This window comes from Streptomyces sp. NPDC020965 (assembly GCF_044333555.1).
GTDB lineage: Bacteria > Actinomycetota > Actinomycetes > Streptomycetales > Streptomycetaceae > Streptomyces.
This window is the reverse complement of record NZ_JBIRRE010000004.1, coordinates 1-25,476: the sequence shown is the minus strand read 5'-3', so window position 1 is coordinate 25,476 and position 25,476 is coordinate 1. Positions and strand designations below refer to the sequence as shown.

General features: G+C 68.5%; 13 protein-coding genes. 8 read left to right on the top strand and 5 right to left on the bottom strand.

Annotation, left to right across the window (positions count from 1 at the left end; all coding sequences use genetic code 11):
- Positions 1-577 precede the first annotated feature (577 nt).
- Positions 578-3,799: a hypothetical protein gene (locus ACH4S7_RS13970; protein WP_398521396.1), complete on the top strand. Its 3,222-nt coding sequence runs from the start codon at positions 578-580 to the stop codon at positions 3,797-3,799.
- A gap of 344 nt (positions 3,800-4,143) precedes the next feature.
- Positions 4,144-4,677, top strand: a complete 534-nt coding sequence (locus ACH4S7_RS13965; protein WP_398521395.1) for a sortase domain-bontaining protein — start codon at positions 4,144-4,146, stop codon at positions 4,675-4,677.
- Between the two features lie 44 nt (positions 4,678-4,721).
- Here the strand turns inward: ACH4S7_RS13965 and ACH4S7_RS13960 are convergent, their stop codons facing one another.
- The 5 genes from ACH4S7_RS13960 to ACH4S7_RS13940 all read right to left on the bottom strand — a co-directional run bounded on the left by ACH4S7_RS13960 (position 4,722) and on the right by ACH4S7_RS13940 (position 11,177).
- Positions 4,722-5,270: a L,D-transpeptidase family protein gene (locus ACH4S7_RS13960; protein WP_398521394.1), complete on the bottom strand. Its 549-nt coding sequence runs from the start codon at positions 5,268-5,270 to the stop codon at positions 4,722-4,724.
- A 454-nt stretch (positions 5,271-5,724) separates the two neighbouring features.
- A complete protein-coding gene (locus ACH4S7_RS13955; protein ID WP_398521393.1) occupies positions 5,725-6,459 on the bottom strand; it encodes a hypothetical protein in 735 nt (244 codons plus the stop codon).
- Positions 6,460-6,555: 96 nt separating this feature from the next.
- Entirely contained in the window at positions 6,556-7,005 is a 450-nt protein-coding gene (locus tag ACH4S7_RS13950) for a hypothetical protein (protein ID WP_398521392.1), read from the bottom strand.
- Positions 7,006-7,608: 603 nt separating this feature from the next.
- Positions 7,609-8,721 (bottom strand): Rieske 2Fe-2S domain-containing protein, encoded by a 1,113-nt coding sequence (locus ACH4S7_RS13945; protein WP_398521391.1) that lies wholly within the window; start codon positions 8,719-8,721, stop codon positions 7,609-7,611.
- 1,070 nt (positions 8,722-9,791) lie between these two features.
- The gene (locus ACH4S7_RS13940) at positions 9,792-11,177 is read right to left on the bottom strand and encodes a tol-pal system YbgF family protein (protein WP_398521390.1); all 1,386 of its coding nucleotides are present in this window, start codon (positions 11,175-11,177) and stop codon (positions 9,792-9,794) included.
- Positions 11,178-11,537: 360 nt separating this feature from the next.
- On the opposite strand from ACH4S7_RS13940, the gene ACH4S7_RS13935 reads away from it, so the two are divergent.
- From ACH4S7_RS13935 to ACH4S7_RS13910, 6 genes are all read left to right on the top strand, one after another.
- Entirely contained in the window at positions 11,538-11,996 is a 459-nt protein-coding gene (locus ACH4S7_RS13935; RefSeq protein WP_398521389.1) for a nuclear transport factor 2 family protein, read from the top strand.
- A 388-nt stretch (positions 11,997-12,384) separates the two neighbouring features.
- Positions 12,385-14,271: a thiamine pyrophosphate-dependent enzyme gene (locus tag ACH4S7_RS13930; protein ID WP_398521388.1), complete on the top strand. Its 1,887-nt coding sequence runs from the start codon at positions 12,385-12,387 to the stop codon at positions 14,269-14,271.
- A gap of 13 nt (positions 14,272-14,284) precedes the next feature.
- Positions 14,285-21,856 carry an SDR family NAD(P)-dependent oxidoreductase gene (locus ACH4S7_RS13925; RefSeq protein ID WP_398521387.1) on the top strand — a complete coding sequence of 2,524 codons (7,572 nt, stop codon included), beginning with the start codon at positions 14,285-14,287 and terminating at the stop codon, positions 21,854-21,856.
- Positions 21,857-21,938: 82 nt separating this feature from the next.
- Positions 21,939-23,201 (top strand): cytochrome P450, encoded by a 1,263-nt coding sequence (locus ACH4S7_RS13920; protein WP_398521386.1) that lies wholly within the window; start codon positions 21,939-21,941, stop codon positions 23,199-23,201.
- Positions 23,202-23,314: 113 nt separating this feature from the next.
- On the top strand, positions 23,315-23,884 hold the full coding sequence (locus ACH4S7_RS13915) for a carboxymuconolactone decarboxylase family protein (RefSeq protein WP_398521385.1): 570 nt from the start codon (positions 23,315-23,317) through the stop codon (positions 23,882-23,884).
- Positions 23,868-25,476 (top strand): type I polyketide synthase (locus ACH4S7_RS13910; protein ID WP_398521384.1); only part of this gene is annotated, 1,609 nt, incomplete at its 3' end. The genes ACH4S7_RS13915 and ACH4S7_RS13910, both read left to right, overlap by 17 nt.

The window sequence follows — 25,476 nt, the reverse complement described above, 5'->3', positions numbered from 1 at the left end:
TCAGGCCGGCCCCGTCACCAGCGTGCTGCCGGCTCACCTGACTGCTCTTGTCCCTGGAGGCCGGGAGGGGGGCTGGGAGCCTGTTGCGGGATTGCTGTTGTGTCAGAGCTCCCTCTCCGAGCAGAAGTTCCTTGTGCGGCTGCCCGGCTTTGGACAGCGAGTCCGTTGGCGAGGCACTCGGGGCAGGGGGCTCGGAGCTGCCGTGTCCCTGTCCTGGCCGCTTGCATGCGCCCGGACTCGGCTGATGGTGATCATCTGCCGGCTTCACCGGGCAGTGTCTTGCACCAGAGCCGCCGCAGTGATCGGCCTGGGACGATGCCGGCCGTCTCGGCTGGTCACGGTTGTGGCTTCCTCGCGCGGTCGGCTTTCAGCGGCACAGGCGGACCGCGGCGACGGAAGGAGCCGGCCTCTGAGGAGGGTCTCGCGCGTAGGGCAAATGGCCGGTCGGGCAGAACGACACGAATCCATGAGTGCCCTAAATGTGCCTAGAGGATCATTATCTATCTGAATAGGTGTCATGTGAGGCTCGTGGGGTGTGTCCGCTTTCCGGTCCCGGACACAGAAACGGAGAAACGCTGTGACGATCAGCCTTCGAGGAAGGCCCCCCGGGGCCCTGTCGGTTCGCAGCCCCGGCCGGCTGCTGCTGGTGCTCGGTGTTCTGGCCCAGCTGGGAACCGCGGCCCTCGGGTCGACCGCAGTGGCAGCCGCCCCCGAGCCGAAGACGGCACCGGCCGTATCGGCGCGGGTGCCGGCGGCGTGTCTGCCGGGGTTCGGTTATGTGCTGTCGGGTGGTGACGGTTCGGTCCAGGAGGTGAATCTGAGCACGGGTGTCCGTTCCGCGATCGGCACCTTCACGGGGATCGCCCCGAACCTGAACGCGATGGACATCTCCCCGGGCGGGCTGTCGGCGTGGGCGCTGTCGCCCCCGGCGGCCTCGGGCAGTCCGTACAACGTGTACCGGCTGGACCTGGCGACCAACACCACCCAGGCGTTCCCGGGTGTGGTGCAGCCACCCGGGGTGGGTGCCATCCTGCGGGGGGCGATCAACCCAGTCAACGGCTGGTACTACTACTCCGGCTCGCTGAACTCGTCCTCGGCTCAGGCGATCTACGCCTTCGACACGGTCAACAATGTCAGCGTCGGCCAGGTGGGCACGCTGAACTACCCCACCGGTGGCGGGTCGGGCGACATGGCCTTCGACAGCGCCGGAAACCTGTACATGCTGATCTCCGGCGGCACCACCAGTGTCCTGGTCCGGATCAATCAGACCCTGCCGACCACAGCGGTGAACATGCTGCTGACCGGGAGTCTGCTCTCCACCCTCCCGCCCTCCGCGAGCGGGACCGCGTACGGCGGTGTGATGTTCGGGGCAGACGGTTACCTCTACGTCACCGTGAACGAGGGCGCGGCCGGCGTACTGAGCAAGATCGACCCCAACACCGGGGCGCTCGTCTCCTCGGTGAACATGTCGGTTCCGGGAGGCACGCCCTCCGGGGTCGCGGACGCCGGGAACTGCTCCTTCACTGGCTCGCTGACCGCGCAGAAGAACATCGTGGGCCGGGTCAACCCGGGTGACCAGTTCCAGGTGTCGGTCACCGGGAACGGCATCGGCTCGGGCAACATCGGCACCACCACCGGTACGGACACCGGTTTGCAGACCGCCGTCGGCGAGACCACCACCGTCCCCGCCGTCGTCGGTCAGACCTACACCTTCACCGAGACGGGTGCGGGCGGCACGAATCTGGCCGACTACACCACCACGTACTCGTGTGTGGACACCGCCCACAACAACGCGCCGATTGCCTCCGGCAACGGCACCTCCGTCCAGGTGACCCAGCCCGCGTCCCCTGACGCGAACGGTGTCCAGACCACCTGTACCTTCACCAACTTCCCCGGTGCTGCCACCGACCTCGCCCTGGCCAAGACGGCGGCCCCAGCCGCCTACAGTCCGAGCCAACCGCTTACCTACACGATCACGGTGACCAACAACGGCCCCAGGGACTCAACCGGCTACACGGTCATGGACACCCTTCCGGCTGCCCTGGTCAACCCGTCCACGTCGACCCCCGGCTGCACCATCACCGCCGGAGTCCTCAACTGCACCGGCGCCGCGCTCGCCAACGGAGCCGCCACCACGATCACGGTCACCGGCACGGCCGGCCCGGGCACCACGCCCATCACCAACACGGCCACGGTCACGGGCGACGACCCCGACCCCAACCCGAACAACAACACCGACACCACCACGACACCTCCGGCCTCGGTCGACCTCGCGGTCACCAAGACCGGCCCCGCCATGGTCGACGTGAACGGGAACGTCTCCTACACGATCACGGTCACCAACAACGGCCCGAACGACTCCACCGGGTGGACCCTGACCGACCCCATCCCGGCAGGTCTGAACGGCGCCGCCACCACCACGGTCGGCTGCACCGTCGCGGGCGGCAACCTCACCTGCACCGGCGGACCGCTCGCCAACGGCGCCAGCACCAACATCACCCTCACCGGCACCGCAGCTCCGGGTACCACCACCATCGTGAACACGGCCACCGTGGACGGCGACGACCCGGACCCGAACCCGAACAACAACACCTCCACGACGACGACGAACGTCACCCCCGAGGCTGACCTCGCGGTCGACAAGTCGGGCCCGGCCACGGTGGCCGCGGGCGGCGCCGTCTCGTACACCATCACCGTCACCAACAACGGTCCGAGCGCGTCAACGGGCTGGACCCTGACCGACCCGATTCCGGCAGGTCTGACGAACGCCGCCACGACCACGGCCGGCTGCACGGTCGCGGGCGGCAACCTGACCTGTGACGGCGGCCCCCTCGCCAACGGCGCGAGTTTCAACATCGCGCTGACCGGTAACGCCGCACCCGGCGCCACGACCATCGTGAACACGGCGACGGTCACCGGTGACGACCCCGACCCCAACCCGAACAACAACCAGGACACCACCACCACGAACGTCGGCCGCAGCGTCGACCTCTCCGTGGCCAAGACCGGACCCGCCACCGTCACCCTCGGCGGCGAGATCACCTACACCATCGTCATCACCAACAACGGACCGGGCGCCTCGTCCGGCTGGACCCTCACCGACAGCATCCCCGCCCAGCTCACCGGGGCATCGACGCAGAGCCCGGGCTGCGGCATCGGAGCCTCCACCCTCACCTGCACCGGCGGCCCCCTTGCCAACGGCGCCAGCGTCACCATCACGGTGACCGGCACCGCCGCCGCGAACGCCACCACCCTCACCAACACGGCGACCGTCAAGGGCGACGACCCCGACCCCACCCCCGGCAACAACACCAGCACCACCACCACCAAAATCTCCAAACTGGAGATCACCAAGAAGCAGAACGGTCCCGCGACCGTCAAGGCCGGCGAGGAGGTCGAGTACACGATCACGGTGAAGAACACCGGGACTGCCGCCTACACCGAGGCGAACCCGGCGACCTTCAGCGACGACCTCACCGAACTCCTCGACGACGCCCGCTACAACAACGACGCCACCGCCACCCGCGGCGACGTCTCCTACAGCGAGCCCGTCCTGGAATGGTCCGGCGCACTCGCCCTCGGACAGACCGCGACCATCACCTTCTCCCTCACCACCAACGCCCGCCCGTTCGGTGACCTCAAGCTCGACAACACCGTGGCCTCCGACACCCCCGGCAGCAACTGCCCCGCAGGCGGCAGTGAAGCCCCCGGCAAAACCGACGCCCGCTGCACGACTAAGGGCAAGGTAGATGTCAAGGACAAGGACAAGGACCGCCCCCGCGCGGCCCTTACTTCCTGACTTCTGACGCACATGGCCCGGGACACCCGCGAGTGGGTGTCCCGGGCCATCGTCATGTTCCTGCCCGACGGGAAAATGGTTTGGGTACCCGGGATGTCACGACCGAGACGTGCGTATCACTCGCATAGTGTCCGCTTTGTTATGTCTGTCGAGTTGCACCGCTGAGTGCTTCCGGAGCCATCCATGCGCGTGATGTCCTTGGTCGGCCTCGCTCCCTGATCAGTCCAGCAGCCGCTGGACTGATCGCCCTGGTTCTCAGTACCGGTGCTGTCGGCTGTGATGCCGGGACCGGTCCCTTCGACGACGGGCGGGCCGGGGCACCTGCGGCCGCGGAGGCCCGGCCGGTGAAGCTGCGGATCGCCTCCGCCGGCGTCGACGCGGCACCGGTGCCTGACCTGAAGCCCGTCAAGCGAGGGGCCGTTCCGCTGCCTCCTGCGGACCGTGCGTCCCGGGTCGGCTGGCACTCCGGCACGGTGGCCCCGGGAGAGAAGGGGGTGGCAGTCCTCGCCGGGCGCATCCACGCGGACGGCCGTGCGGGCCTGCTGAGGAACGTCGCCAGGACCCGGGTCGGCGACAAGATCGTGGTGGAGCGGGCGGACGGGGAACGGGTGACGTTCGTCATCGGTCGCATCCAGGAGCTGAGCGAGCCCGCCCCCGACCCCGCCGCCCTCAAGAGCTCCCCCAGCCAAAAGGACAAGGACAAGGACAAGGACAAGGGCAGGGCTCGTGAACTGCGCGTCATCGCCCTCGGCCCGCCGCCCGCCAAGGTCATCAAGGACCCAGAGGGGGAGGAGAACGAGGAGACCGAGAGCGATGGAAAGAGGAAGGTGAAGCGGGCGAGTCACGGGCTGGTGCTGAGCGCGACGGCCGCCCGCTGACCGGATGCCCATCCTCCGGACGTGGCGCCGGGTGCCGTCCTGTGTCAGTCGCCGGTGCGCCGGCCCCAGACGTAGACATCGTCACCCAGCCGCAGCCCGCTCCACAGCGCCTTCGCGTCCTCGTAGCGGAGGTTGACACAGCCGTGGGAGCCGGGGTCCTCCCAGATGTTGCGGTAACTGCCGTGCAGCGCCTGGCCGCCGTCGAAGAACTGGGCGAACGGCATCGGCCCCTCGTACAGCGTCGACCAGAACTCCTTCTGCCGGTCGAATATCGTGTGCCACCCCGTACGGGTCGGAAAGTCCGGCGACCCGGTACGCGCCGGAACCGGCCGGAAGATGATCCGCCCGGCGTTCTCCACCCACAGGATCTGCCGGTTCATGTCTACACACACCACCACCCCTGATGTGTCCGGGCACCCGGCGATCCCGTCCCCGTCGGCCACCGCCCGCTCCCACAGCACCGCGCGGTACGTGTACAGGCCCGCGTACCCCTGGTCGGGAAGGATCCCGAGCTCCCGCTGGAACTCCCGGATCGCCGCACAGTCCCCCGCGGACTGGACACCGTCCACCACCAGCCCCAGATGCTCCTCCACCTCCTCCTGATACGGCCCGGTCGACGCCGTGCACGCCACCGCACCCAGGGGCCGCGCAGGCGCCGACCCCCTGGGTGAGCCGACATCCAGCACTCGGGAGACTTGGCCGGACCAGGACTGCGGTCTGTCATCGGTTTGCCGCGCCACCGAGCCGGCGGCCCAGGCGGGGAAGCACGCCAGCATCACCAGGCCGACCGCCCCGGCCAGCCCTGGCAGACTGACTGCCCCTATTCGGAACCTGGCCATCGATACGCTCCTCGACTCCCGGACCCGGCCGTCCCCGTGTTCGGGAGTGGCCAGGCATCATCAGACAGCCATAGACACGGACAGCCGTACGGCAAACCGACACGTCGCCACCTCACCCCAGTACCGCGGGGTATCCATCCATGCAGCCCAGATGCTCGGCGGACCGGGGCACGTCGGCGCCGGAATCCGGAGTGCTGTACCGGCCCTGTCAGCGCTTTCGGACTGCAGTCGGGCGCCGGGAGGCGGCGATTGAATGGCTGCGGTGGATGACCAGGCGGCCGGCGGCTATGCCGTCGTGGATCCTCTGCGCCTCCTGGGAGACCTCGCGGATCTCGTCGCGGGCCAGCCAGGGCATGGGGTAGTCCGCCCAGGTCCACTCGGTGTCGATGTCGTCCTGCAGGCCGGGGGTGATCTCCAGGGCGGCCCTGGCGGACCGGAGAGCGGTCGCCGCCTGCTGAGCGTGGTGGGGTTCCTCGCGGTCGATCCGGTCCAGGACCATGGTCACCAGGTTCAGGGCGACCTGAACGGCCTTCTTGCTGTTGCCCGCGCCGAGGTAGGTCTGCACCGCTTCTTCAAGGTGCCCTGCGCGCGTCAGGAGATCTCCGAACAGCTCGAGCGCAAGCAGTTCCTCCTGCCAGCCGCCTGACAGGCGTGCCTCCCAAAGGAAGCGCCGGGTGGCGCCGAAGGCTTCGGCCGTATTGCCGTCGTGTGCTCCGTTGTAGGCGGACAGGGCGGCATCGTGAGTGCCGGCCAGTAGCCGCTTTCTGGACGGGAGGGCGCTGGTGATCAGGTGGAGACCGTTCAGCTCCAGGAGTCCACGGTCCCAGTCGGACCGCTGAGCTGCGCGCAGGGCGTAGCGGGCATCGCCGTAGTAGGTGTCCTCGCTGCTCGCCAGGACCGATTGCCTCCAGAGGTTCTCGGCTCGCTCAACGACGTCGCTCACCTCTGCGACGCCCGCCAGCTCACGAAGGCGGGTCAGCAGAGTGGGCGTTTCGTCATCGACATCGGCGACGACGGAGTGGGGCGGGGCATGATCGTACTAGTTGTCCACGACGGCCTGCTCCAGGACGAGGCAGCACAACAGACCTGCATCTGGTTCACGCGCCGCGACGAGCTCCTCAAGGGCCGGAATCGTGTCTGAGAGTCGAGTGCCGCGCCCGTACCAGTCGGCGATAGCAGAAAGCACGGCGTACTTCGCCTGCGCTGCGCCGCCGATTTCGACAGCGAGATCACCAAAATCGCGCTCGGGGAAGCGAGAGTCGGTCGAGCCGGAGTGAATCTTCTTCACCGCGAGATCGGCAAGAATGGCGAAGCTTGCCTGTGCTTCACCTGCGGCCCGGGCCGCACTGGCCTGACGCCGACGCATCTGCTCCGCATGGCCGGGGAAGTTACTGTCCGCCAGATGCCGGGACATGGTCTCGTACAGGTGAGCCGACTGGGCCGGAGCCGAGTCTTCCATCCGGGCTGCGTCTGCCTCCATCGCCTCCAAGTGAAGAACGGCAAGGGGACCCTCGACCAATCCCAGCGGGAGAGGTGCCGATACATCCGCTGACTTGGGAGTGAATCCGCACCATGCCCCGGCCCAGGGCCCACCGAACACAGCGGCCACCAGGAACGGAGCATCCCGCAGTTTGCGGCCGAGTTCCTCGGCACCCCAGACCTCGATCTCCAGATCGCCCGTGTAGTGTCCTGCAAGGTATTGGCGGCCTGCACGGTTGCCGTGTCACGATCCAGCTCTGCTGATGTCACCACGACGAAGCGATAAGGCGCGAACGGTCTGGGCTTCCGGTTCTCACCTCTGAGACGCGGTTCCCCCGCGTACTCCACGACTGCGGACTTCAATAGCTTTGGTGTGAGCACCTTGTAGCGCTTGACCTGGTACAGCGACCTCTTACCATCACGGTGTCGCTCAACCACGTCCAAGCCGTACTGCTTCTGTCCCCGGCGACCGAAGAATTGGACACCGCTGTTGTCCTGCCGACTGACAACTTCGGCCACCAGCCGCTCAAATACCTCCGGGCTCAATTGGTCCAGGGGCAGCAGAGAAGGATCGAGGAGAGGAGGATCCAGCCGCGTGACGACCGCGCGGACCTCAGGTCTCCGTCGTCACCTGCGGCAGGATGTCCCGGGGCGGCGGGGCCGGAGACGTGGCCGGGGCGGCTTCGGCCACGTCTCCGGCAGCGTCCACTGCCACGGGCGGATAGAACTGGCGGGACCAGAGCCGGAAGGGTCCGATGGGTCCGTCCTCCTGGTTGAGCTTGGGATGATGCAGGAAGCGCCGGTGGTTCCAGATGTACAGGTCGATGGTGGTGTCCTTGACGCCGGCCCGGAGCGCGGCACGGCTGACGGCACGCGCGCCGAGGCGTCGCAGCGGCCCGGGCAGCCATCGGGGCCCGTCGAGGGAAGAAACGTTGACCAAGGTGAACCGGAAGCGGCCGGATTCGGTGGGCGTGCACAGAGACCAGGCGAGGATACGCAGGCCGTAGCGCGCCAGGTCGAATTCGCCGTAGTAGGCGCCGACACCGATGCCCCGCATTTTCACGTCCTGTTCGGTGGTGCCCAGCAGGGGGAACTTGCGGAGCAGCCGGAGGCTCACATCGAAGAAGGGGCTGCCAGGCACGAATTTTGTGACCGGGTCCTGGACGCCGAGGCCGTGAAGCTCGACGATGTGCCCGTAGTCGATCCCGTTCTCCACCACGTCCTGTGCCTGGCCCGCCAGTTCGATCGAGCGGCTCACGGGCGCGTGCCCACCGGGGATGCCCATGTCCGGCAGCTCCCACAGGGGCGGTTCACCGGCGTGATGGCGCCAGACCCAGACCATGCCGGAGATCTCCCGGACGGGAAGCGTGTCCAGCCTGGCCTTGGGCGGCGATCCATAGGGGGTCCGCGCACACTCGCCGTTCGTGGCGAAGCCGAAGCGGTGGAAGGGGCACACCAGATACTCGCCCTCGACGGCGCCGCCGACACCCAGATGCGCACCCATGTGCGGACAGTACGGACGGGTGGCGCAGAGCGTGCCGCGTCGGGTGCGGTAGATGACGACCTCCTCCCCAGCGAAGGGCAGGGTGCGGACGGATCCCGGTGTCCACTCGCGAGACATGCCCAGATAGAACCAGCCGTTGGGGAAGGGCAGCGCCGCCGGCAGCTCGTCATGAGTGCGGACCGGCTTCCCGATGAAGCGGCGTGTGCGATTCCGCAAACGCATCTCAGCCTCCGTATCGAGGCCCCTTATCGTGGATTCGCCCTTGTCCGGCTGCCGAGGGAGGGGGGCTCGCGGAGACCGCGAGCCGATGCCCGGGGCAGCGGAGGAGGTAAGGCCCTCCGACCATTCGACACCCGTCGGCTTCTCCTGTGAACAGGTGCGACGTGGTGGATGCGTGCACGTGTTGAACGCTTGCGCTCTTGTGAAGGAACTTCGGCCCGTGGGACGCCGGGCCGCCGTCGGACGGTGACGATGAGCTTGCCCCGGGGGGTGCCCCCGCCTCAGGTGGCGGATGGCTGCGGGTGCCTTGGCGAGGGTGTAGGCGCGGTCGACGACCGGGGTGATCCGGCCCTTCTCGGTGAGGGCCTTCGTCAGGTGCTGATGCGACGACGAGTGATGCACCGAGCCCGATCGGCCCGCTCAGATGTCGCGCAAGAGACCAGCCAGCGCGGTGACCTGCCACGATGAGGGGTCTTTGGCTGCTGACCTGCGCGAATGGTCTTTCACTTGATTCATGCTCGCACCGGCTGATGAAGTCGGAAGTCCCAGATGACTCCCGCGGCTGATGGACGTCCTTCCTGAGCTACTCGACGTTGAGCAGCGCGGCAGGGCCGGGGCTCTGCTCTGGAGGTCTACCCTTGATTCTCCGCAGCAATGGGCCGCGCACTTCCGCTCGCGCGGAGACCCGTCTGCTGGCCTATCTGGATGTGCCTCAGCCTCGCCGTGTCGCGTCCGCCCGCCACATCAACGCCACAGACCTACCCACGGCCGAACGGCGGTACGCTACGCGATCGTTGTCGCCCGCGCCTTCGACCAGTGGAACGAACCCGAACGGCTGCTGCCGCGCCCTGCTGGCCGCCGAGCAGGCCGCCCCTCAAGAAGTCCGCCGCCACGCGGTACGCATCTATCACAGGTGGTCAAGATACTCGCTACCTTTTCGCTCTCGCCGGGGTGGCTGAACGCCGCTTGGGGACTATGAGCGGTCGCCGCTGTGGCGATAGCAGTATTGTGGGTGTCTTTGCTGGCTCGACCTGGGTGGCGAGTTGAACCCACGAGATGATCGCCACGGGGCCTCATGGGTTTTCTGGAGAGCGAGTGATGACAGTTTGGGCGTGTTCCAGGAGTGCGGTGGCGTGACGTTGGTGGGGGAAGCGTCCGGCGGCGTGGAGGAGACGGATATGGGCCCGGTCGGCTCGGTGGGATCGGATGCGGGGGTAGACATTGAGGAAGATGTGCCAGTGGTGGCAGGCCACCTCCAAGTGGCCAAGGCGGAGGTGCGTTTCGGCTAGGCGGGCCTGGGTGAGCGCATGAGGGGTACGTTGGGTGGAGTTGCGGTTGCGGGCGGCGTCGGAGAGGGACGCTAGAGCCCCGGGCCAATCGCCCAGAGCTGAGAGGGTTTGGGCACGCTGGTACTCCAGGCCGGGGCGTGGGTAGTTGGTGAACGGACCGGACGGATTGCTGTCGGCTTGTTCGTGCCAGTATTCAGCGTCGATCAGGGTGGCTCGGGCGGAGCGCGAGTGGTGTTGGTGGGCTTGGGTGAGGGCGTGTTGGGCGAGGAGGAAGGCGCGGGCGGCGGGATCGATGCTGGGTCCGGCGGCCTCGAGAGCGGCGTGGGCAAAGCGGTGGGCGGTGGTGGGGTGTCCAAGAGTCAAGGACTGCAGACTGATGGAACGTAGGGTGATGGCGTACTGGCGGCGGTCGTCTGCCTGGCGGGCGAGGGCCAGGGCGATGGTGTAGTAGCGCTGGGCCAGGCCAGGGTGACCAGCATCGATGGTCATATCGGCCAGTATGTGAGTGAGTTGGGATGCGGTGGTGAGAAGTTCGCGGTGGGCGTGTGGTGGTGCGGGGGCGGCCAGAATGCTGGCGACGTCGTCGGCGAGATAGATCACCAGTGAGGTGCGGGCGTGTGCGCCGCCGTACCGCACGGCCAGATCCAAGAAGAGTCGGCCCATCTCTTGCAGGAGCTCAGCGGGAGCGCTGGTGACCTCCGCTCCGGGGTCGATAGGTGTGCGCAGTTGGTCCGAGGTAGAGGGCCATGCCGGCACGGCGAGGCCGGTCGGGCTGAAAATGCTGCGTTTGAGGTGGGCGCGGTTGGTGGGGTCTGCGTCTTGGCGGCACAGGTCGATCATGCGATGGACAACATCCCTCGCATCGGAATCCGTTGCCCTTGGGCGCAGCTCGGTGAACGCAGCCGTCGCTCGTCGTGTCGGGACCAGGCCGGTGTCCTCCGGGGTGACTGCCCGCCCGATGCGGCGGGTCAGGGCTGCGGCCACCAGTTCCGGGACGGGAGGTCGCGGGCGGGAGCCGGACAACCAGTGGGCCACTGAAGTGCGGTCGTATCCAAGACGCAGCCCCTGCGCCGCTCCCAAGGTCACTACCGCCCGGGCGAGTTCTGTGCCCTTCCATTCCGCTTCGCCCAGTAACGCGACCAACCGGTCGTTCGGTTGCTGGCGTGCCATGAGTCCCTCCGCAACGGCCGGTCTGGGGATTCACAAACGCGCAAGCGTTCAACGCGTGCATGGATTCAGGGCTCCACGCCTCTTCCGCCAGGACGCGAGTGGCGCTGTTGTAGATATATTCCCGCCCGGTACCGCCGGTCAATAGGAGACGGTGACCGACTGGCACTCCGCGTGGGTGGCGTCCTATCACTCTGTGTCAAGTCTTTCGACGGAGATTGCGATGACCATGAGTAGCCCATCCGCTGCCAGTCCTGGACAGCACGCTGTGCCCCGTTGCCGACGTTCGAGGCAAGGAACCATCTCACGCCACCGGCGGCCTGGCCCGCGCCGATGCCGTACCCACCTGGCGGGCGGTCAGTGATGCCGGAACATGCTCCGCAGAACCCTGCGGTGGAGGCGGAACTCGTCACCCGGCTGATCGCGGCCATCAACGCCCAAGACGCGCAGGGCGCCGCCGCCTTCTACGCGGAGGGCTTCATCTTCGAGGACATCGCCCTGGGATTGTGTGTACGAGACCACCGTGTCTACTCCACAACACTCGATGCCTGGCTCGCGGCTGTTCCCGACACCTGGTCAGAGGCGCGGACCCTGGTCGCGTGCCCCGGCAGCGCGGCGGCCACCTGGGTGGTCACCGGCACTCTCGCCACCGTGTTCCCGGGGCTCCCCGAAGGGTTCGTGGTCGGCAGCAAGATCAAGGTCCGGGGTGCTTCCGTCTTCACATTCGGGCCGGATATGAAGATCACCCGACATGAGGACTACTACAGCCTGGACGCGCAGGTATTGCAGACGGACAGCGGCACCACAGGTGGCGGGGCATGAACGTCCACCGTCCCGCGGACATCCGCACGCAAGGTTGCCTCGCGCCCGGAAGCGGCGATGTGTCCAGGCATGCGCGCTGCTGCGATGGAGTCGGCGGCCAAGGACTCGCCGGGCAGCGGACCCTCCCCTCCGCGCCGAGGCGGTGCGCCTTGGCCGCGCCGGGTGGACGCCCGCCCGGGCAGGCCGCCGACTGCCCGGCTCTAGGGCTTCATGCCCGACCCGCCAGGCGTCCGCGCGCTTGGGCAGTCGCCTTCGTCCACGTCATCCAGGCGGAGTGGGCGATACACGGTCACGGTCTCCCGCGAGCAGAGAAGGCACTCTGATGGTCGACAGCCACGCCGCCGTAGCCAGCCCGGACCCGGTATCCGGGCTCGCCGAGGGGCGTGCCATGAGTTGGCTCCGTACCATGCTGGTGTCAAGGGAGTTCGACCGGCGAGCGGCACTGGCCTACCGCCAGGGGCAGATCGGATACCACTTCTCTGGTTCTGGCCATGAGTCGCTGGCGGTGCTCGCGTGGCACCTGGGGCCGGACGACATCATCGCTCCGCACTACCGTGACCGGGCGCTCGCACTGGCCCGCGGGATGACCCTGGCCGACATGGCGGCGGACCTGTTCGCCACCGCGGCATCCGCATCGGTTGGCCGCAACATGACGAGCCACTTCTCGTACCGCCCACTGAACATCTTCTCCATCGCCGCCCCGGTGGCGAGCAACTGTTTGCCTGCCGCCGGACTCGCCTGGGCCGCCCTGCTGCGCGGTCGGGACGATGTGGTGGTGTGCTTGCTTGGCGAGGCGTCCACGCGGCAGGGCGAGTTCTATGAAGCGCTCGCCTTCGCCGTGGAGAAGCGGCTTCCGCTGGTCTTCGTGGTGGAGGACAACGCCTATGGAATCAGCACCCGTACCGCCTCCGGCACCGCACGGGGGCTGTCGCTGTTGACGGGGGAGTCGGTTCCGGACGCGGCGGACCCCGCGGTATTGGATCGCGCGGCCAAGGAGGCCATCCAACGGGCCCGGGACGGTGGCGGGCCGGTGGTGCTGTGGTGCGAGATGGACAGGCTGGATTCCCACTCGTCCTTCGACGACCAGCGGGTCTACCGCAGTTCTGAGGAACTGGCCCGGATGCGCGACCCGATCACCATCCTGAGCCGTCGTCTGCTGGACGAGGGTGTGCTGGACGAGGACGAGCTTCGTCGGCTTTGTGAGGACATCGCCGAAGAGGTGTTGGAGGCGTTCGAGTCGGCCGCCCGCGCGCCCCGGCCCGACCCGGCAGAGGTGCTCACCCAGCTCTACGCCCCACCGGTACCGCTCCCCGCCGTGGCACCCGGAGAGCGCCCCGCGACCATGGCCGTAGCTGTCACCGCCTCGCTCGCCGAGGCACTGAAGGACTCCGACACCCTTCTCTTCGGCGAGGACATCGCCGCACCCAAAGGCGGTGTCTTCTCCCTCACCAAGAACCTCGGCCACCCGGACCGGGTGGTCAACTCCCCGCTGGCCGAGGCCACCATCGTCGGAGTCGGCGTCGGACTGGCCGCGGCAGGGCTACGACCCGTGGTGGAACTCCAGTTCATCGACTTCGCCGGCATTGCGTGGAACCAGATCACCAGCCAGCTCGCCACCCTGCGCTGGCGCACCGCAGGCGCCTGGACCTGTCCGCTGATCCTGTACGCACCGTCCGGGGCCTATGTGCCGGGCGGCGGTATCTGGCACAGCCAGAGCCTGGAAAGCAGTCTCACCCAGACCCCCGGACTGCGCGTCGCGATGCCCTACACCCCCGCAGAGACCACCGCGGCCTTCCGTACCGCACGCTCGGGCGCCGACCCCACCGTGATCCTGCTGCCGAAGCACCTGCTGCGGCGCCGCATTCCCGACTCGTCCGCGCCCCCCTCCCGGCGTAACGCCCATGTCTCCGTCGTCGCGTGGGGCAACTGTCGCGAACTCGCCCAGGAAGCCGCCGACCGACTGGCCGACGCCCAGGTGTACGTCGACGTGGTGGGGCTGTGCTGGCTCGACCCGCTGGACCTCGGCCCGCTGCGGCAGTCCCTGACCCGCACCGGGCGGCTGGTCGTGGTGCAGGAGGCGGTACCGGCCAGCAGTTTCGGCGCCTGGCTCGTCTCGGCTCTGGTCACCGATCCCGACTCCTTCTACCAACTGCTCGCCCCTCCGCGCCTGGTGTCCAGACAGTCGGTGCACATCCCCTACGACACCGGGCTGGAAGCGCATGTCATGCCTTCGACCGATGACATCGTCACGGCCGTGCACGCCACTCTGACCTGACCAGGAGCACTCCATGCGTCATGTGCTGGTAGTACCGCACCTCGGCGAGAGCATCGTCGAGGTCACCGTGCTGCGCCTGCTCAAGCAGACTGGTGAACGGGTCGAGCGGGACGAGCCCCTGTACGAGGTCGAGACCGTCAAGGCGACGATGGAGATCGAGTCGCCGGCGACCGGCCGCGTCAGCACCTGGCTGGTGGCGGAAGGCGACACCGTGCCGCCCGGCACCGAGATCGCCCATCTCGAACTCACCGACCCCGTGGACCCCCCGCCACGGGACGGTGAAGACACTGATCCGACAGATCAAACAGCTGGCCCGATCCATCACACCGACCGCGAAGGCCGACCCGCACCCCGCGCCAACGGACCCGCCACGGCGAGAGTCGCACCCCGACTCCGCGCACTCGCCCGGGAGTTAGGCATCAGCGACGCTCGGATCGATGCGTTGGCCACCGAGCACGGCCCCCCTCGCACCGCCCAAGACATCGACTCCTGGGTTACGCCCGCGCGGTGGACCGATCACCCCATCTCCCCGGCGAGGCAGCAACTCAACCAGGCCATGGAAGACTCAGCGGCCCGCACCGTGCCCGCGCTCGTCGCCACTACCCTCGATCAGAACACCCTGCGCCGCGCCACCGACGCCCTGCACCACCAGAGCGGGGAACCGCTCTTCGCGACCGAGTTCACCGCACTGGCCCACCTCGCCGCCCGCACCACCGCGGACCACCCGGCCCTGCGCACCCGCCGGCTGGGCAACGACTCCTTGCGGACGTTTGGGCACCTGAGTCTGGGCATCGCCGTCGGCGACGGAAAAGACCTGTTCTCCGCCGTGGTCCCCCAGGCGGACCAGCTGACCTTTACCTCGTTCGTGGCCGAGTACCAGAACGGTGTGGAGAACGCCCGCCACGGCGGCGCGGGGGCGGACGGCCAGGTCACACTGAACATCTCCCACCTCGATGTGCCAAGTGCCCACTACGCGGTGCCGGTAGTGGTGGCCCCTGCCGTGGCCACGCTCTTCCTCGGCACCCCTGACACACGCGGGGAGCGGCAGTTGGCACTGGCCTTCGACCATCTGGCTCTCAACGGCGAGCAGGCCGCCCGCTATCTCCAGGACCTGCGCTCAGCGGTCGACCGGCTCGCGAGGGCCGTTACCGAGCCGCTGGCCGCGGCTGAGCCCACGTCCACCGGCGATCTCGTCGAGCGGATCGCCACGCGAGTCGCCGCGATCACCGGCAGCCCCGTCGCCCCCAAGCTGCCGCTCGGCCGACAGGGCCTCAGCTCCGCGGGAGCCGTACGGCTCTCGGCCGAGCTGAGCGCCGAACACGGTGTGACACTGTCCCCTATGGTGGTGTGGCGCCATCCCACTGTTCTCGCTCTGGCCGCACACATCGCCGGGACCACCACGACGAGCGGCCCCCTGGCTCTGGACACCCACACTCGTGATGATGAAGCGATCGCTGTCATCGGCATCGGCTGTCGCTTCCCCGCCGGTGTCACCAGCCCAGAGGAGCTCTGGCAACTGCTGATCGACGCGACGGACGCCACCGGGGAGATGCCCCTCGATCGAGGCTGGGACCTGGAAGCCCTTCGGGAAAGAGTCTCCGCGCGCCGTGGTGGGTTCCTGGACGACATCGCGGGGTTCGATGCCGCGTTCTTCGCCATCTCGCCCAGGGAGGCAGAGGCGATGGAGCCCCAGCAGCGATTGCTGCTCGCCACCGCGTGGGAGTCGATCGAACGCGCCCGGATCGTCCCCGCATCGCTGGCCGGCACCCGCACCGGGGTGTTCGCCGGGATGATGCCCAGCGACTACGCGCACCACCACCGGTCCGAGCCCAGCGCCCACCTGCAATCCGGGGTGATGCCCAGCATCGCCTCCGGCCGTATCGCCTACACCCTGGGCCTGGCGGGCCCGGCCATCAGTGTGGACACCGCGTGCTCCTCCTCACTGACCGCGGTGCACCTCGCCTGCCGCTCCCTACGGGCCGGGGAGTGCGACCTCGCTCTGGCCGGTGGTGCCACCGCATTGGCCACCCCGGCCGATCTCATCGGGTTCGGCGATCAGGGGGCGCTCGCGGCGGACGGCCGCTGCAAGCCCTTCGCCGACGGCGCCGACGGCATCGGTGTCGCCGAGGGCGCCGGAATGCTCACCCTCCAGCGGCTCGGCGACGCACAGGCAGCCGGCCGGCCCGTCCTCGCCGTCATCCGCGGCTCCGCTCTCAACCAGGACGGTGCCACCAACACGCTCACCGCACCCAGCGGCCTCGCGCAGGAACGCGTCATCATCGACGCCCTCGCCGATGCCGCGCTGACACCCGCAGACGTCGACGCGGTGGAGGCGCACGGCACCGGCACCTCGCTGGGCGATCCCATCGAGGTCGAAGCCCTGATGGCCGCCTATGGGGGAGAGCGCACCAGGGGGCCGCTGCTCCTCGGCTCGATCAAGTCGAACCTCGGTCATACCCAGGCAACTGCCGGCGTCGCCGGCCTCATCAAGGGCGTCCTGGCCCTCCAGCACGAGATGCTGCCTCCCACCTTGCATGCCGAACGGCCCACCCCGCTCATCACCTGGGACGACCGCGTCCAGTTGGTCACGCGGGCGCAGCCATGGCCAGCGGGAGAACGCCCGCGTCGGATCGGTGTCTCCTCCTTCGGTGCCAGCGGCACCAACGCCCATCTGATCCTGCAGGAGGCCCCGGCCGGAACACACCCTGAGGTGGGGCGTCGCGAGGACACTCCCACAGGTCGGCTCGCCCCCCTCGTCTGGCCGCTCTCGGCCCGCTCTCCCGAGGCGCTGTGTGACACCGCTGCGCGGCTGGCCCGCCACGTCGAAGGACACCCCGCACTCCCGCTCGCCGACGTCGGGCACTCCCTGGCAACCACGCGTACCCACCATCCCTATCGGGCCGCCATCGCACTCGGACCTGAACAGGACCGGGACACCGCCCTCGCAGCCCTCCACGCGCTCGCCTCCGGCGAGGAGCACCCCTCGGTCTTCGCCACCGCACGGCCGGCCACCGGCTCGGATCGGCGTCTGGTGTGGGTGTTTCCCGGGCACGGTGCGCAGCGGGTGGGTATGGGGGTGGAGTTGTACGGTTCGGAGCCGGTGTTTCGGCAGCATCTGGATGCCTGTGCCAGGGCTCTGGCGCCGTGGGTGGCGTGGGATCTCCTTGCGGTACTGCGGCAGGACGCGGGTGCTCCGGACTTGGCGGAGTTGGGTGTGGTCCAGCCGGCGTTGTGGGCGGTGATGGTGTCGTTGGCACGGTTGTGGGAGTCGTACGGCATCGTCCCCGACGCGGTGATCGGCCATTCCCAGGGCGAGGTCGCCGCCGCTCATATCGCCGGCGCCCTCACGCTGGAGGACGCGGCCCGGATCGTAGCCTTGCGCTCACGGACCATGGACACCCTGATGGGTACCGGAGGAGGGACCGCGTTCCTCACGCTCGGTGAGGCCGAGGCGGTCGCGCTGGTGGAGTCCTATGAGGGGCGGTTGTCCCTCGCGGTCGTGAACGGCCCCGCTTCCACTGTGGTCTCCGGCGAGGACGAGGCCCTGGCGGAGCTCCGTACCCACTGCGCTGAGCAGGGCATTCCCGTCCGGGTGCGGACAGGGACGATAGCAGTGCACGGGCCCATGATGGACGGGCTGCGCCAGCAGATCCTGAGCGAGCTCGCCCCGGTGAGCCCACGGCCGACTCGCTACGCCTTCCACTCCACTGTTGATGGCTACCCCCATGACACGGCGCTGAGCGGAGAACAACTGGATGCGGAGTACTGGTGGCACAGTGTCCGCCGCGTCGTCCGCTTCCAGGACACCGTCCACGCGCTCCTGGACGCAGGGCACAGCACCTACCTTGAAGTGAGCCCCCGTCCCACCCTTCTCCCGGCGCTCCAGCACATCCTGGATACGGTCGACCCGTCTGTCGGGTCACCTCCACCGCTCGCCTGCGGCACCCTGGGACGGAAGCATCCCGACCGGGCGACACTGCCGCTGCTCTACTGCCACGGTCACCTTCCCGACTGGTCCGCCGTGCACCCCGGGGCGCAGAGCGTGGACCTGCCGACCTACGCTTTCCGCCCCGAGCACCATTGGTTGACCGCAGGCCCCGGTGACCTAGAGGTTCCGCCGGGTGCCACTGCCACTGGCCATCCACTGCTGGGCACGGCGTTGGAATGGGCAGGTCGGGAGAGCACCATCCTCGTCGGACAGATCTCCTGCACCAAACTCCCCTGGTTGGCCGACCACGCCGTGCAGGGCGTCCCGCTGCTCCCCGCGGCGGCCGTTACCGAGGTCGTTCTCCACGCCGGCCACCTCATCGGCCTTCCGTGGATCACCGAACTCGTCCTCCAGCGAACGCTGTTCCTCGACCGGGCGCAGGAGGTCCAACTCACCGTGGAGCACACGACCGGCGAATTCACCCTGTACGCCCGGTCGAAGGGACCCACGAATGACGAGCCCTGGCAGCTCTGCGCCAGCGGTGAGTTGACCACCGCGGTGCGGGACAACACACCCCGGTGGAGTCGCCCGGACAGCGCCCGACACCGCGATGCGCAGGAGTGCTACGCCGAGCTGGCGGAGGCCGGGTACGTCTACGGGCCGACCTTCAGCGGCATCACCGCACTCTGGCGGGACAACGACACCATCTACGCGCAGGCAAAGCTGCCAGCGGGCCTCGACGCCAAAGGCTTCGGAATCCACCCCGCCCTGCTGGACGCCGCCCTTCAACCACTGCTGCTCGGTACCGTTACCGGTGGTGGAGTGCGGCTGCCGTTCACCCTCTCCGGGGTGACCCTGCACGCCACCGGGTCCACCACCCTGGACATCCGTATCCGTCCCATCGGCGCGGACGCTTGGCGCGTGGAGACCTACGATCCGGCCGGCGCCCCCGTCCTCACGGTGGACTCCGTTACCACCCGCCCCTACCAGCCCGCCGTCGAGCAGCGGCATCCGACCGTACGCCGCGATCTGCTCCAACTGTCCTGGACCCCGCAGAAGGGGGTGATCCCAGAAGGGACAGCGGACGATGTCCTGTACTGGACCGCGCCCGAGGCGGAGGGCGACATACTCACCCGCACCCGCGAACTCCTCCACCAGGCACTGTCGTTCCTCCAGGAATGGCTCGCCGATGCAGCGCAGGAGCACACCCGACTCCTCGTGATCACCCGGCAGGCCGTCGCCACCCATCCCGGGGAACCCGTCGACCCTGCCGGAGCGGCGCTGTGGGGGCTGGTGCGCAGTGCCCAGTCCGAGCACCCCGGACGCGTTGTCCTGCTCGACCATGACGGGTCCGCCTCGCACGCGCCCGTCCCGGAGGCGGTACGCGCCGCACTCACCGCCCAGGTGCCCCAAGTGGCATGGCGCGATGGAGTGGCGCATCTGCCCGCACTCCGGTCTCGTACCGAAGGGACCGGGCTCGACGATTGGCGCGAGGGGACCGGTTGGCGGATGGACACCACCGGTGCCACGCACACTGTCGACGACCTGACGTACCAGGCGGAGCCGGAGCGGCCCTTGAGCGGGTGGCAGGTGCGGCTGCGGGTGCGGGCGGCGGGACTGAACTCCTCCGATGTCGCGATCTGTCTCGGGCGGTTGCACAACAGTCACGGGTTCGGTGTGGAGGCCGTCGGCACGGTCATCGAGACCGGCTCCGATGTCACTCGGCAGCGGCAGGGTGACCGCGTCATGGGGCTGGTGCCACGCGCCTTCGCACCGACCACCGTCGCGGACGAGCGACTGCTCATACCCGTCCCGGAGGGCTGGAGCGATCTGGAGGCCGCGGTCGCGACGGTGAGTTATGGCACGGCGTACCACGCCCTGGTGACCCTCGCGGAGGTCAGCCCTGGGCAACGTGTGCTGATCCATACGGGAACTGGCGGCGAAGGACACGCGGCGATCCGCCTCGCACAACATCTGGGCGCCGAGGTGTACGCGACCGCACCGCCTGCCGGGGGGACCGTCCTAGAGAGCCTCGGGGTCCCGGCTGAGCGCATCGCAGGTCCCCACGGGCTCGAATTCGAGAGCACCTTCCGCGACGCCATCGGGGGCGCCGGTATGGATGCCGTACTGAGCGCGGTGGAGAACGAGCTCACTGACACCTCACTGCGGCTGCTGGCCCCGGGCGGCCACTTCGTCGAGCTGGGGAGGTCCGATCTGCGCGATCCCGACGAGGTCGCCGTCGCGCACCCCGGCGTTGACTACCGCTCCTTCTCCTTCACCTCCCTCGGTATCCCGCAGCTGCAATCCACTCTCAGCGCGCTGGCAGAGCTGTTCACCTCCGGGGCACTGACACCTCTGCCCACCACCGGCTATGACATCCGCCAGACAGCCGAAGCGCTTCGGCTGATGAGCGACGCGCGGCACACGACCAGGCTGGCACTCACACTGCCCACCCGGATCGACCCCCAGGGCACCGTGCTGATCACCGGAGGCACCGGAACCCTCGCCGGCATCGCGGCACGACAACTCGCCGCGCACCATCCCGGCATCCGCCTCCTCCTGGTCTCCCGACAAGGCGCAGACGCTCCCGGAGTGAGCTCCCTCACCGCCGAGTTGACCGACCGCGGCGCGGATGTGGTGGTCATGGCCCGTGACCTCACCGCGCCTGATGCCGTCCGCAACCTTGTCGAGGAGATCGGCACGGAGCGCCCCCTCACCGCGGTACTCCACACTGCGGCGCAACTCGCGGACGCCCCGATCACCGTTCTTACCCCGGAACAGATGGATCGGGTGCTGGCGGTGAAGGCCGGAGTCGCCTGGCAGTTGCACCAGGCCACCGCGGATCTCGATCTGGCCGCGTTCGTCCTGTACTCCAGCGTCGCCGGCGTGTTCGGTCTTCCCGGGCAGGGAAACTATGCCGCCGCCAACGTCTTCCTGGACGCGCTGGCCCACCACCGCCATCTGCTCGGGTTGCCCGCGACCTCACTCGCTTGGGGCCTATGGGAGCCGGCGTCGGCGGGCACACACCTGACGGACGCCGACCGTGCCCGGCTGGAGCGGGCTGGATTCGCACCGATCGCGGCCGACCACGGTGGCGCCCTGCTCGACCACGCACTCGCGCAGGGCGCCGCCGCGCTCGTCCCCGCACCGCTCACCCGGGCCGTGCGCACCGGGCTGACCGACGAGGTCCATCCGCTGCTGCACCACCTGATCCGGCCGGCCCGGCGCACCGCCACCGTCCCAGGGGCAGGAGACGGCAGTGGCTCGCTGGTGACGCGTTTGGCGGCGGTTGCTCCGGAGCGGCGGTCTGACCAGGTTCTGGGCCTCCTCCGAGGCCACGCCGCCACCATCTTGGGGCGCTCCGCCCCCCACGACATCGACCCCGAAGCATCCTTCCGCGTCCTGGGCTTCGATTCGCTCACCGCACTGGAGTTGCGCAATGCCCTTGCTCGCAGCACCGGCATCCGACTCTCGCCAACGCTGATCTTCGACCACCCCACACCACAAGCACTCAGCGCGTACCTGCTTTCCGAACTCATCCCGACGGAACAGCAGGAAGCGGAGGCGCCCCACGGGAGCGACCGATCACCCGCACCGGACCTCTTCGACAACGCAACCACCGATGAACTCATCAACCTGGCGCTCGGCAACGAGTAATACCGCCCGCTCCCTCCGGCCGAGAAGCCCTCTCCCTTCACAGCGCCCTCCTTCCGCTACCCCTCACCTCGCAGAGGCCGCCATGACCCAGCTCCCTCCCTTTCCCACCACCACCGCCCACGGGCGGCGCGCCATCGACCTCCGCACCTTCGGCGATGCTCTCCACCGCGACCCGTATTCCGTCTACGCCCGGTTGCTGGCCGAGGGCCCGATCCACTGGGCCGTCCAGCCCGACTCCACCCCCACGTGGTTGATCCTCGGCTACGAGGAGGTCAAGGAGGCCCTCTCGCACCCCGATCTTTCCAGCGACCCTGCCAACGCCACCCCCGCCTGGCGCACCCGCTACCTCCTCTCGGCGGACACCACCCAATTGCCCCAGGGCCGCATCCTGCTGACCTCGGACCCGCCCGACCACACCCGCCTGCGCAAACCGATCGCGCAGGCGTTCACCGCCCGTCGCTCCCGTGACATGCGCCCCATGGTGGAAGAGGCCACCAAGCGTCTGGTCGATGCTCTGCCCGACACCGCGCCCTTCGACGCCGTGGAAGACTTCGCCGCACCACTGGCCCTCACGGTGATCTGCAACATCCTCGGCATCAACGAGGCCGATCAGGCGCGCCTGCGCACCTGGACACACCTCATCACCTTCGCCACCGATGTCAAGGAAGCCTTCGCCGCCCGCCATCAGTTGATTCCCTACGCCGACCAGTTGGTCGCCGACAAACGCACGTGTCCGGGCACCGACCTCCTGAGCGCCCTCCTGGGGTGTGCGGACGCAGACCTGCTCTCCGCCAGTGAACTGCGCGCCACGGTCATCGCCCTGTTCGGGGGTGGCCACGAGACCAGTATCGGTCTGCTCTCCAACGCCCTCCTGTGCCTGCTGACCCACCCCGACCAGCTCGCCCTACTGCGCGCCGACCCCGCACTGATCGACCAGGCCATCGATGAGACCCTGCGCTACCTACCGCCTGTCCTCAACACCAAACAGCGGTTCGCCCAACGCGACGTCGTCATCGGGGACACTGCCATCCCCGGCGACGGCACTCAGGTCATCATCGGGCTCATCAGCGCCCTCCACGACCCCCGTCAATTCCCGGACCCCCATACCTTCGACCTGCGCCGCCCGGCCGGTGAACGGCTGCCTTTCGGACACGGCATCCACTTCTGCCCGGGCTGGGCACTGGCCCGGCTGGAAGCCGCTGTCTCCCTGCCCGCCCTCCTCACCCGCTTCCCGGACCTGACCCTGGCCGTCGATCCGACCGACCTCGTCTGGAACCCCGGCCCCATCCGCACCCTGAGCAGCCTTCCGCTTCTCTCCCAGCCCCCGTCGAGCCCGCTCCTGTGAGCAGACAGGTGCCCTGCCCGCCCGCAGGGACCGGAAAGCAGCCGGCCATGACCGACCGCAGCAATGAGTTCCGCCGCTTTGGACCCGTACCCATGACATGGGCCCGGTGAGCCATGACGACCGTCCGCATCCCACCGCTGGCCCCCGCACACCACCCGACCGAGGTCCGCGAGTTGCTTGCCTCGATCCCCTATCCGCCTGCGCGCACCGGGAACGGGAACACCACGGTCGCCCAGCACCCCGCGTTGTTTATCGCCTCCTTCCCCTTCTCGGGCGTCCTGTTGTTCAGCGGGGTGCTTCCGGCCCGGGACCGTGAACTGGTGATCCTGCGCACCGCCCATCTGGCGGACTCGACCTATGTGCTCACCCACCACAGGGGTTTCGGTCTCCGAGCGGGCCTCACCGAGACCGAGGTCGCGCGTACCGCGGCCGGGCCGGAAGCCGAGGGCTGGAGTCCGCATGACGCGGCTCTGCTCACCGCGGCCGACGAGCTCCATCGGCTGGCCGTCATCAGCGATGACACCTGGAACCAGCTGGCGGCCCGCTATGACACACCACAGCTGATCGAGGTCACCGTGCTGGCGGGCTACTACCGTATGTGGTCAGCAGCCCTCAACAGCTTTGGCACCGCCCCTGACCCCGACCCTGCCGCCGAGGAGGGTTCCGGTGTCGATATCCGATGACCGGGTGGCCCGGGCGCTACGGGCCGCCCTGCGCGAGAACGTTCGGCTGAAAGGCATCAACGGGGCGATCCGGGAACCGATTGCGGTCGTGTCCATGGGGTGCCGATTCCCTGGTGAGATCAGTACCCCCGTCGATCTGTGGCAGCTGCTCGACGACGGCCTGGACACCGCAGGGTCCTTGCCCCAGGACCGCGACTGGGATCTGACCGTCTGGGGGGAGTCGACCGCCCATGCCATGGGCAGCCCGCAGAATCTCGGCGTCCACAGTCTGGCGGACGCCTCGGGGTTCGACGCGGCCTTCTTCGAGATCTCCCCGCGGGAGGCCGCCGCGATGGACCCGCAGCAGAGGATTCTGCTGGAGGTCGCCTGGGAGACCCTGGAGCGCGCCGGCATCGCCCCCGACCGCCTCAAGGGGACCGCCACCGGAGTCTTCACCGGCATCTTCAGTTCTCTGTACGGCAGCGGAGCCGAGTTGCGCGAGGACGGTTCTCCCGCCGAGGGGTACGGTCTCACCGGAACCACCACCAGTGTCGCCTCGGGTCGCATCGCCTACACCCTGGGGCTCCAGGGGCCCGCCGTCAGTGTGGACACGGCCTGTTCCTCCTCACTGACCGCGATCCACCTGGCCTGCCAGGCACTCCGCACAGGCGACTGCGATCTGGCCCTCGCCGGCGGTGTCTCGGTCCTGTCCACACCCGAGATGCTGCTCGGGCTCCTCTCGCTCGGCGCGGTGGCTCCCGACGGCCGCTGCAAGGCGTTCGGTGCCGACGCCGACGGCATGGGCCTCTCCGAGGGGGTCGGTCTGGTGCTGTTGGAACGGCTCGCCGACGCCCGCCGCAACGGCCATCCGGTGCTGGCGGTGATCCGCGGCTCCGCAGTCAACCAGGACGGTGCCTCCAACGGCCTGACCGCGCCCAACGGACCTGCTCAGCGGAGCGTCATCCGTGCCGCGCTACGTAACGCCGGACTGGAACCAGATGACATCGACGCGGTGGAGGCGCACGGCACCGGTACCTCGCTGGGCGACCCCATCGAAGCCCAGGCCCTGACAGCGGTCTACGGAGTGGACCGCGATAGGCCCCTCCATCTGGGCTCCATCAAGTCCAACTTCGGTCACACCGGTGCCGCGGCGGGCGTCGCGGGGATGATGAAGTTGGTCCTGGCACTCCAGCACCAACGCCTGCCTCGAACGCTGCACGCCGACAGACCGAGTCCGCACATCGACTGGGACACCACATGTCTGCGACTGTTGACCTGGCCCGTTGACTGGCCGCTCCGCAGGGAGCGCATCCGACGAGCTGCGGTCTCCTCCTTCGGGATCTCCGGCACCAATGTCCATCTCGTGCTCGAAGAAGCGCCTGGCCATCTGCCGATACCGGTGGCAGCGCACACCGGGCCGCTGCTGTTTCCCCTCTCAGCGAGGACCCCGGCCGCACTGCGCACACAAGCAGACAACCTGCACCGACTGGTCACCGAAGCTCCCGACCTCAACCTCAGCGACCTGGCTTTCTCGTTGGCTGGGGGGCGTGCTCATTTGGGGCATCGTGCGGCTATCACTGCGGGGACGCGTCAGGAGCTTGTGGAGCGGCTTG

What these genes read in the sequence shown, in the direction of transcription:
- ACH4S7_RS13940 (WP_398521390.1), bottom strand. Translation starts at nt 11,177, where the DNA reads ATGGCACGCCAGCAACCGAACGACCGGTTGGTCGCGTTACTGGGCGAA.
- ACH4S7_RS13930 (WP_398521388.1), top strand. Translation starts at nt 12,385, where the DNA reads ATGAGTTGGCTCCGTACCATGCTGGTGTCAAGGGAGTTCGACCGGCGA.
- ACH4S7_RS13915 (WP_398521385.1), top strand. Translation starts at nt 23,315, where the DNA reads ATGACGACCGTCCGCATCCCACCGCTGGCCCCCGCACACCACCCGACC.
- ACH4S7_RS13925 (WP_398521387.1), top strand. Translation starts at nt 14,285, where the DNA reads ATGCGTCATGTGCTGGTAGTACCGCACCTCGGCGAGAGCATCGTCGAG.
- ACH4S7_RS13935 (WP_398521389.1), top strand. Translation starts at nt 11,538, where the DNA reads ATGCCGGAACATGCTCCGCAGAACCCTGCGGTGGAGGCGGAACTCGTC.
- ACH4S7_RS13920 (WP_398521386.1), top strand. Translation starts at nt 21,939, where the DNA reads ATGACCCAGCTCCCTCCCTTTCCCACCACCACCGCCCACGGGCGGCGC.
- ACH4S7_RS13945 (WP_398521391.1), bottom strand. Translation starts at nt 8,721, where the DNA reads ATGCGTTTGCGGAATCGCACACGCCGCTTCATCGGGAAGCCGGTCCGC.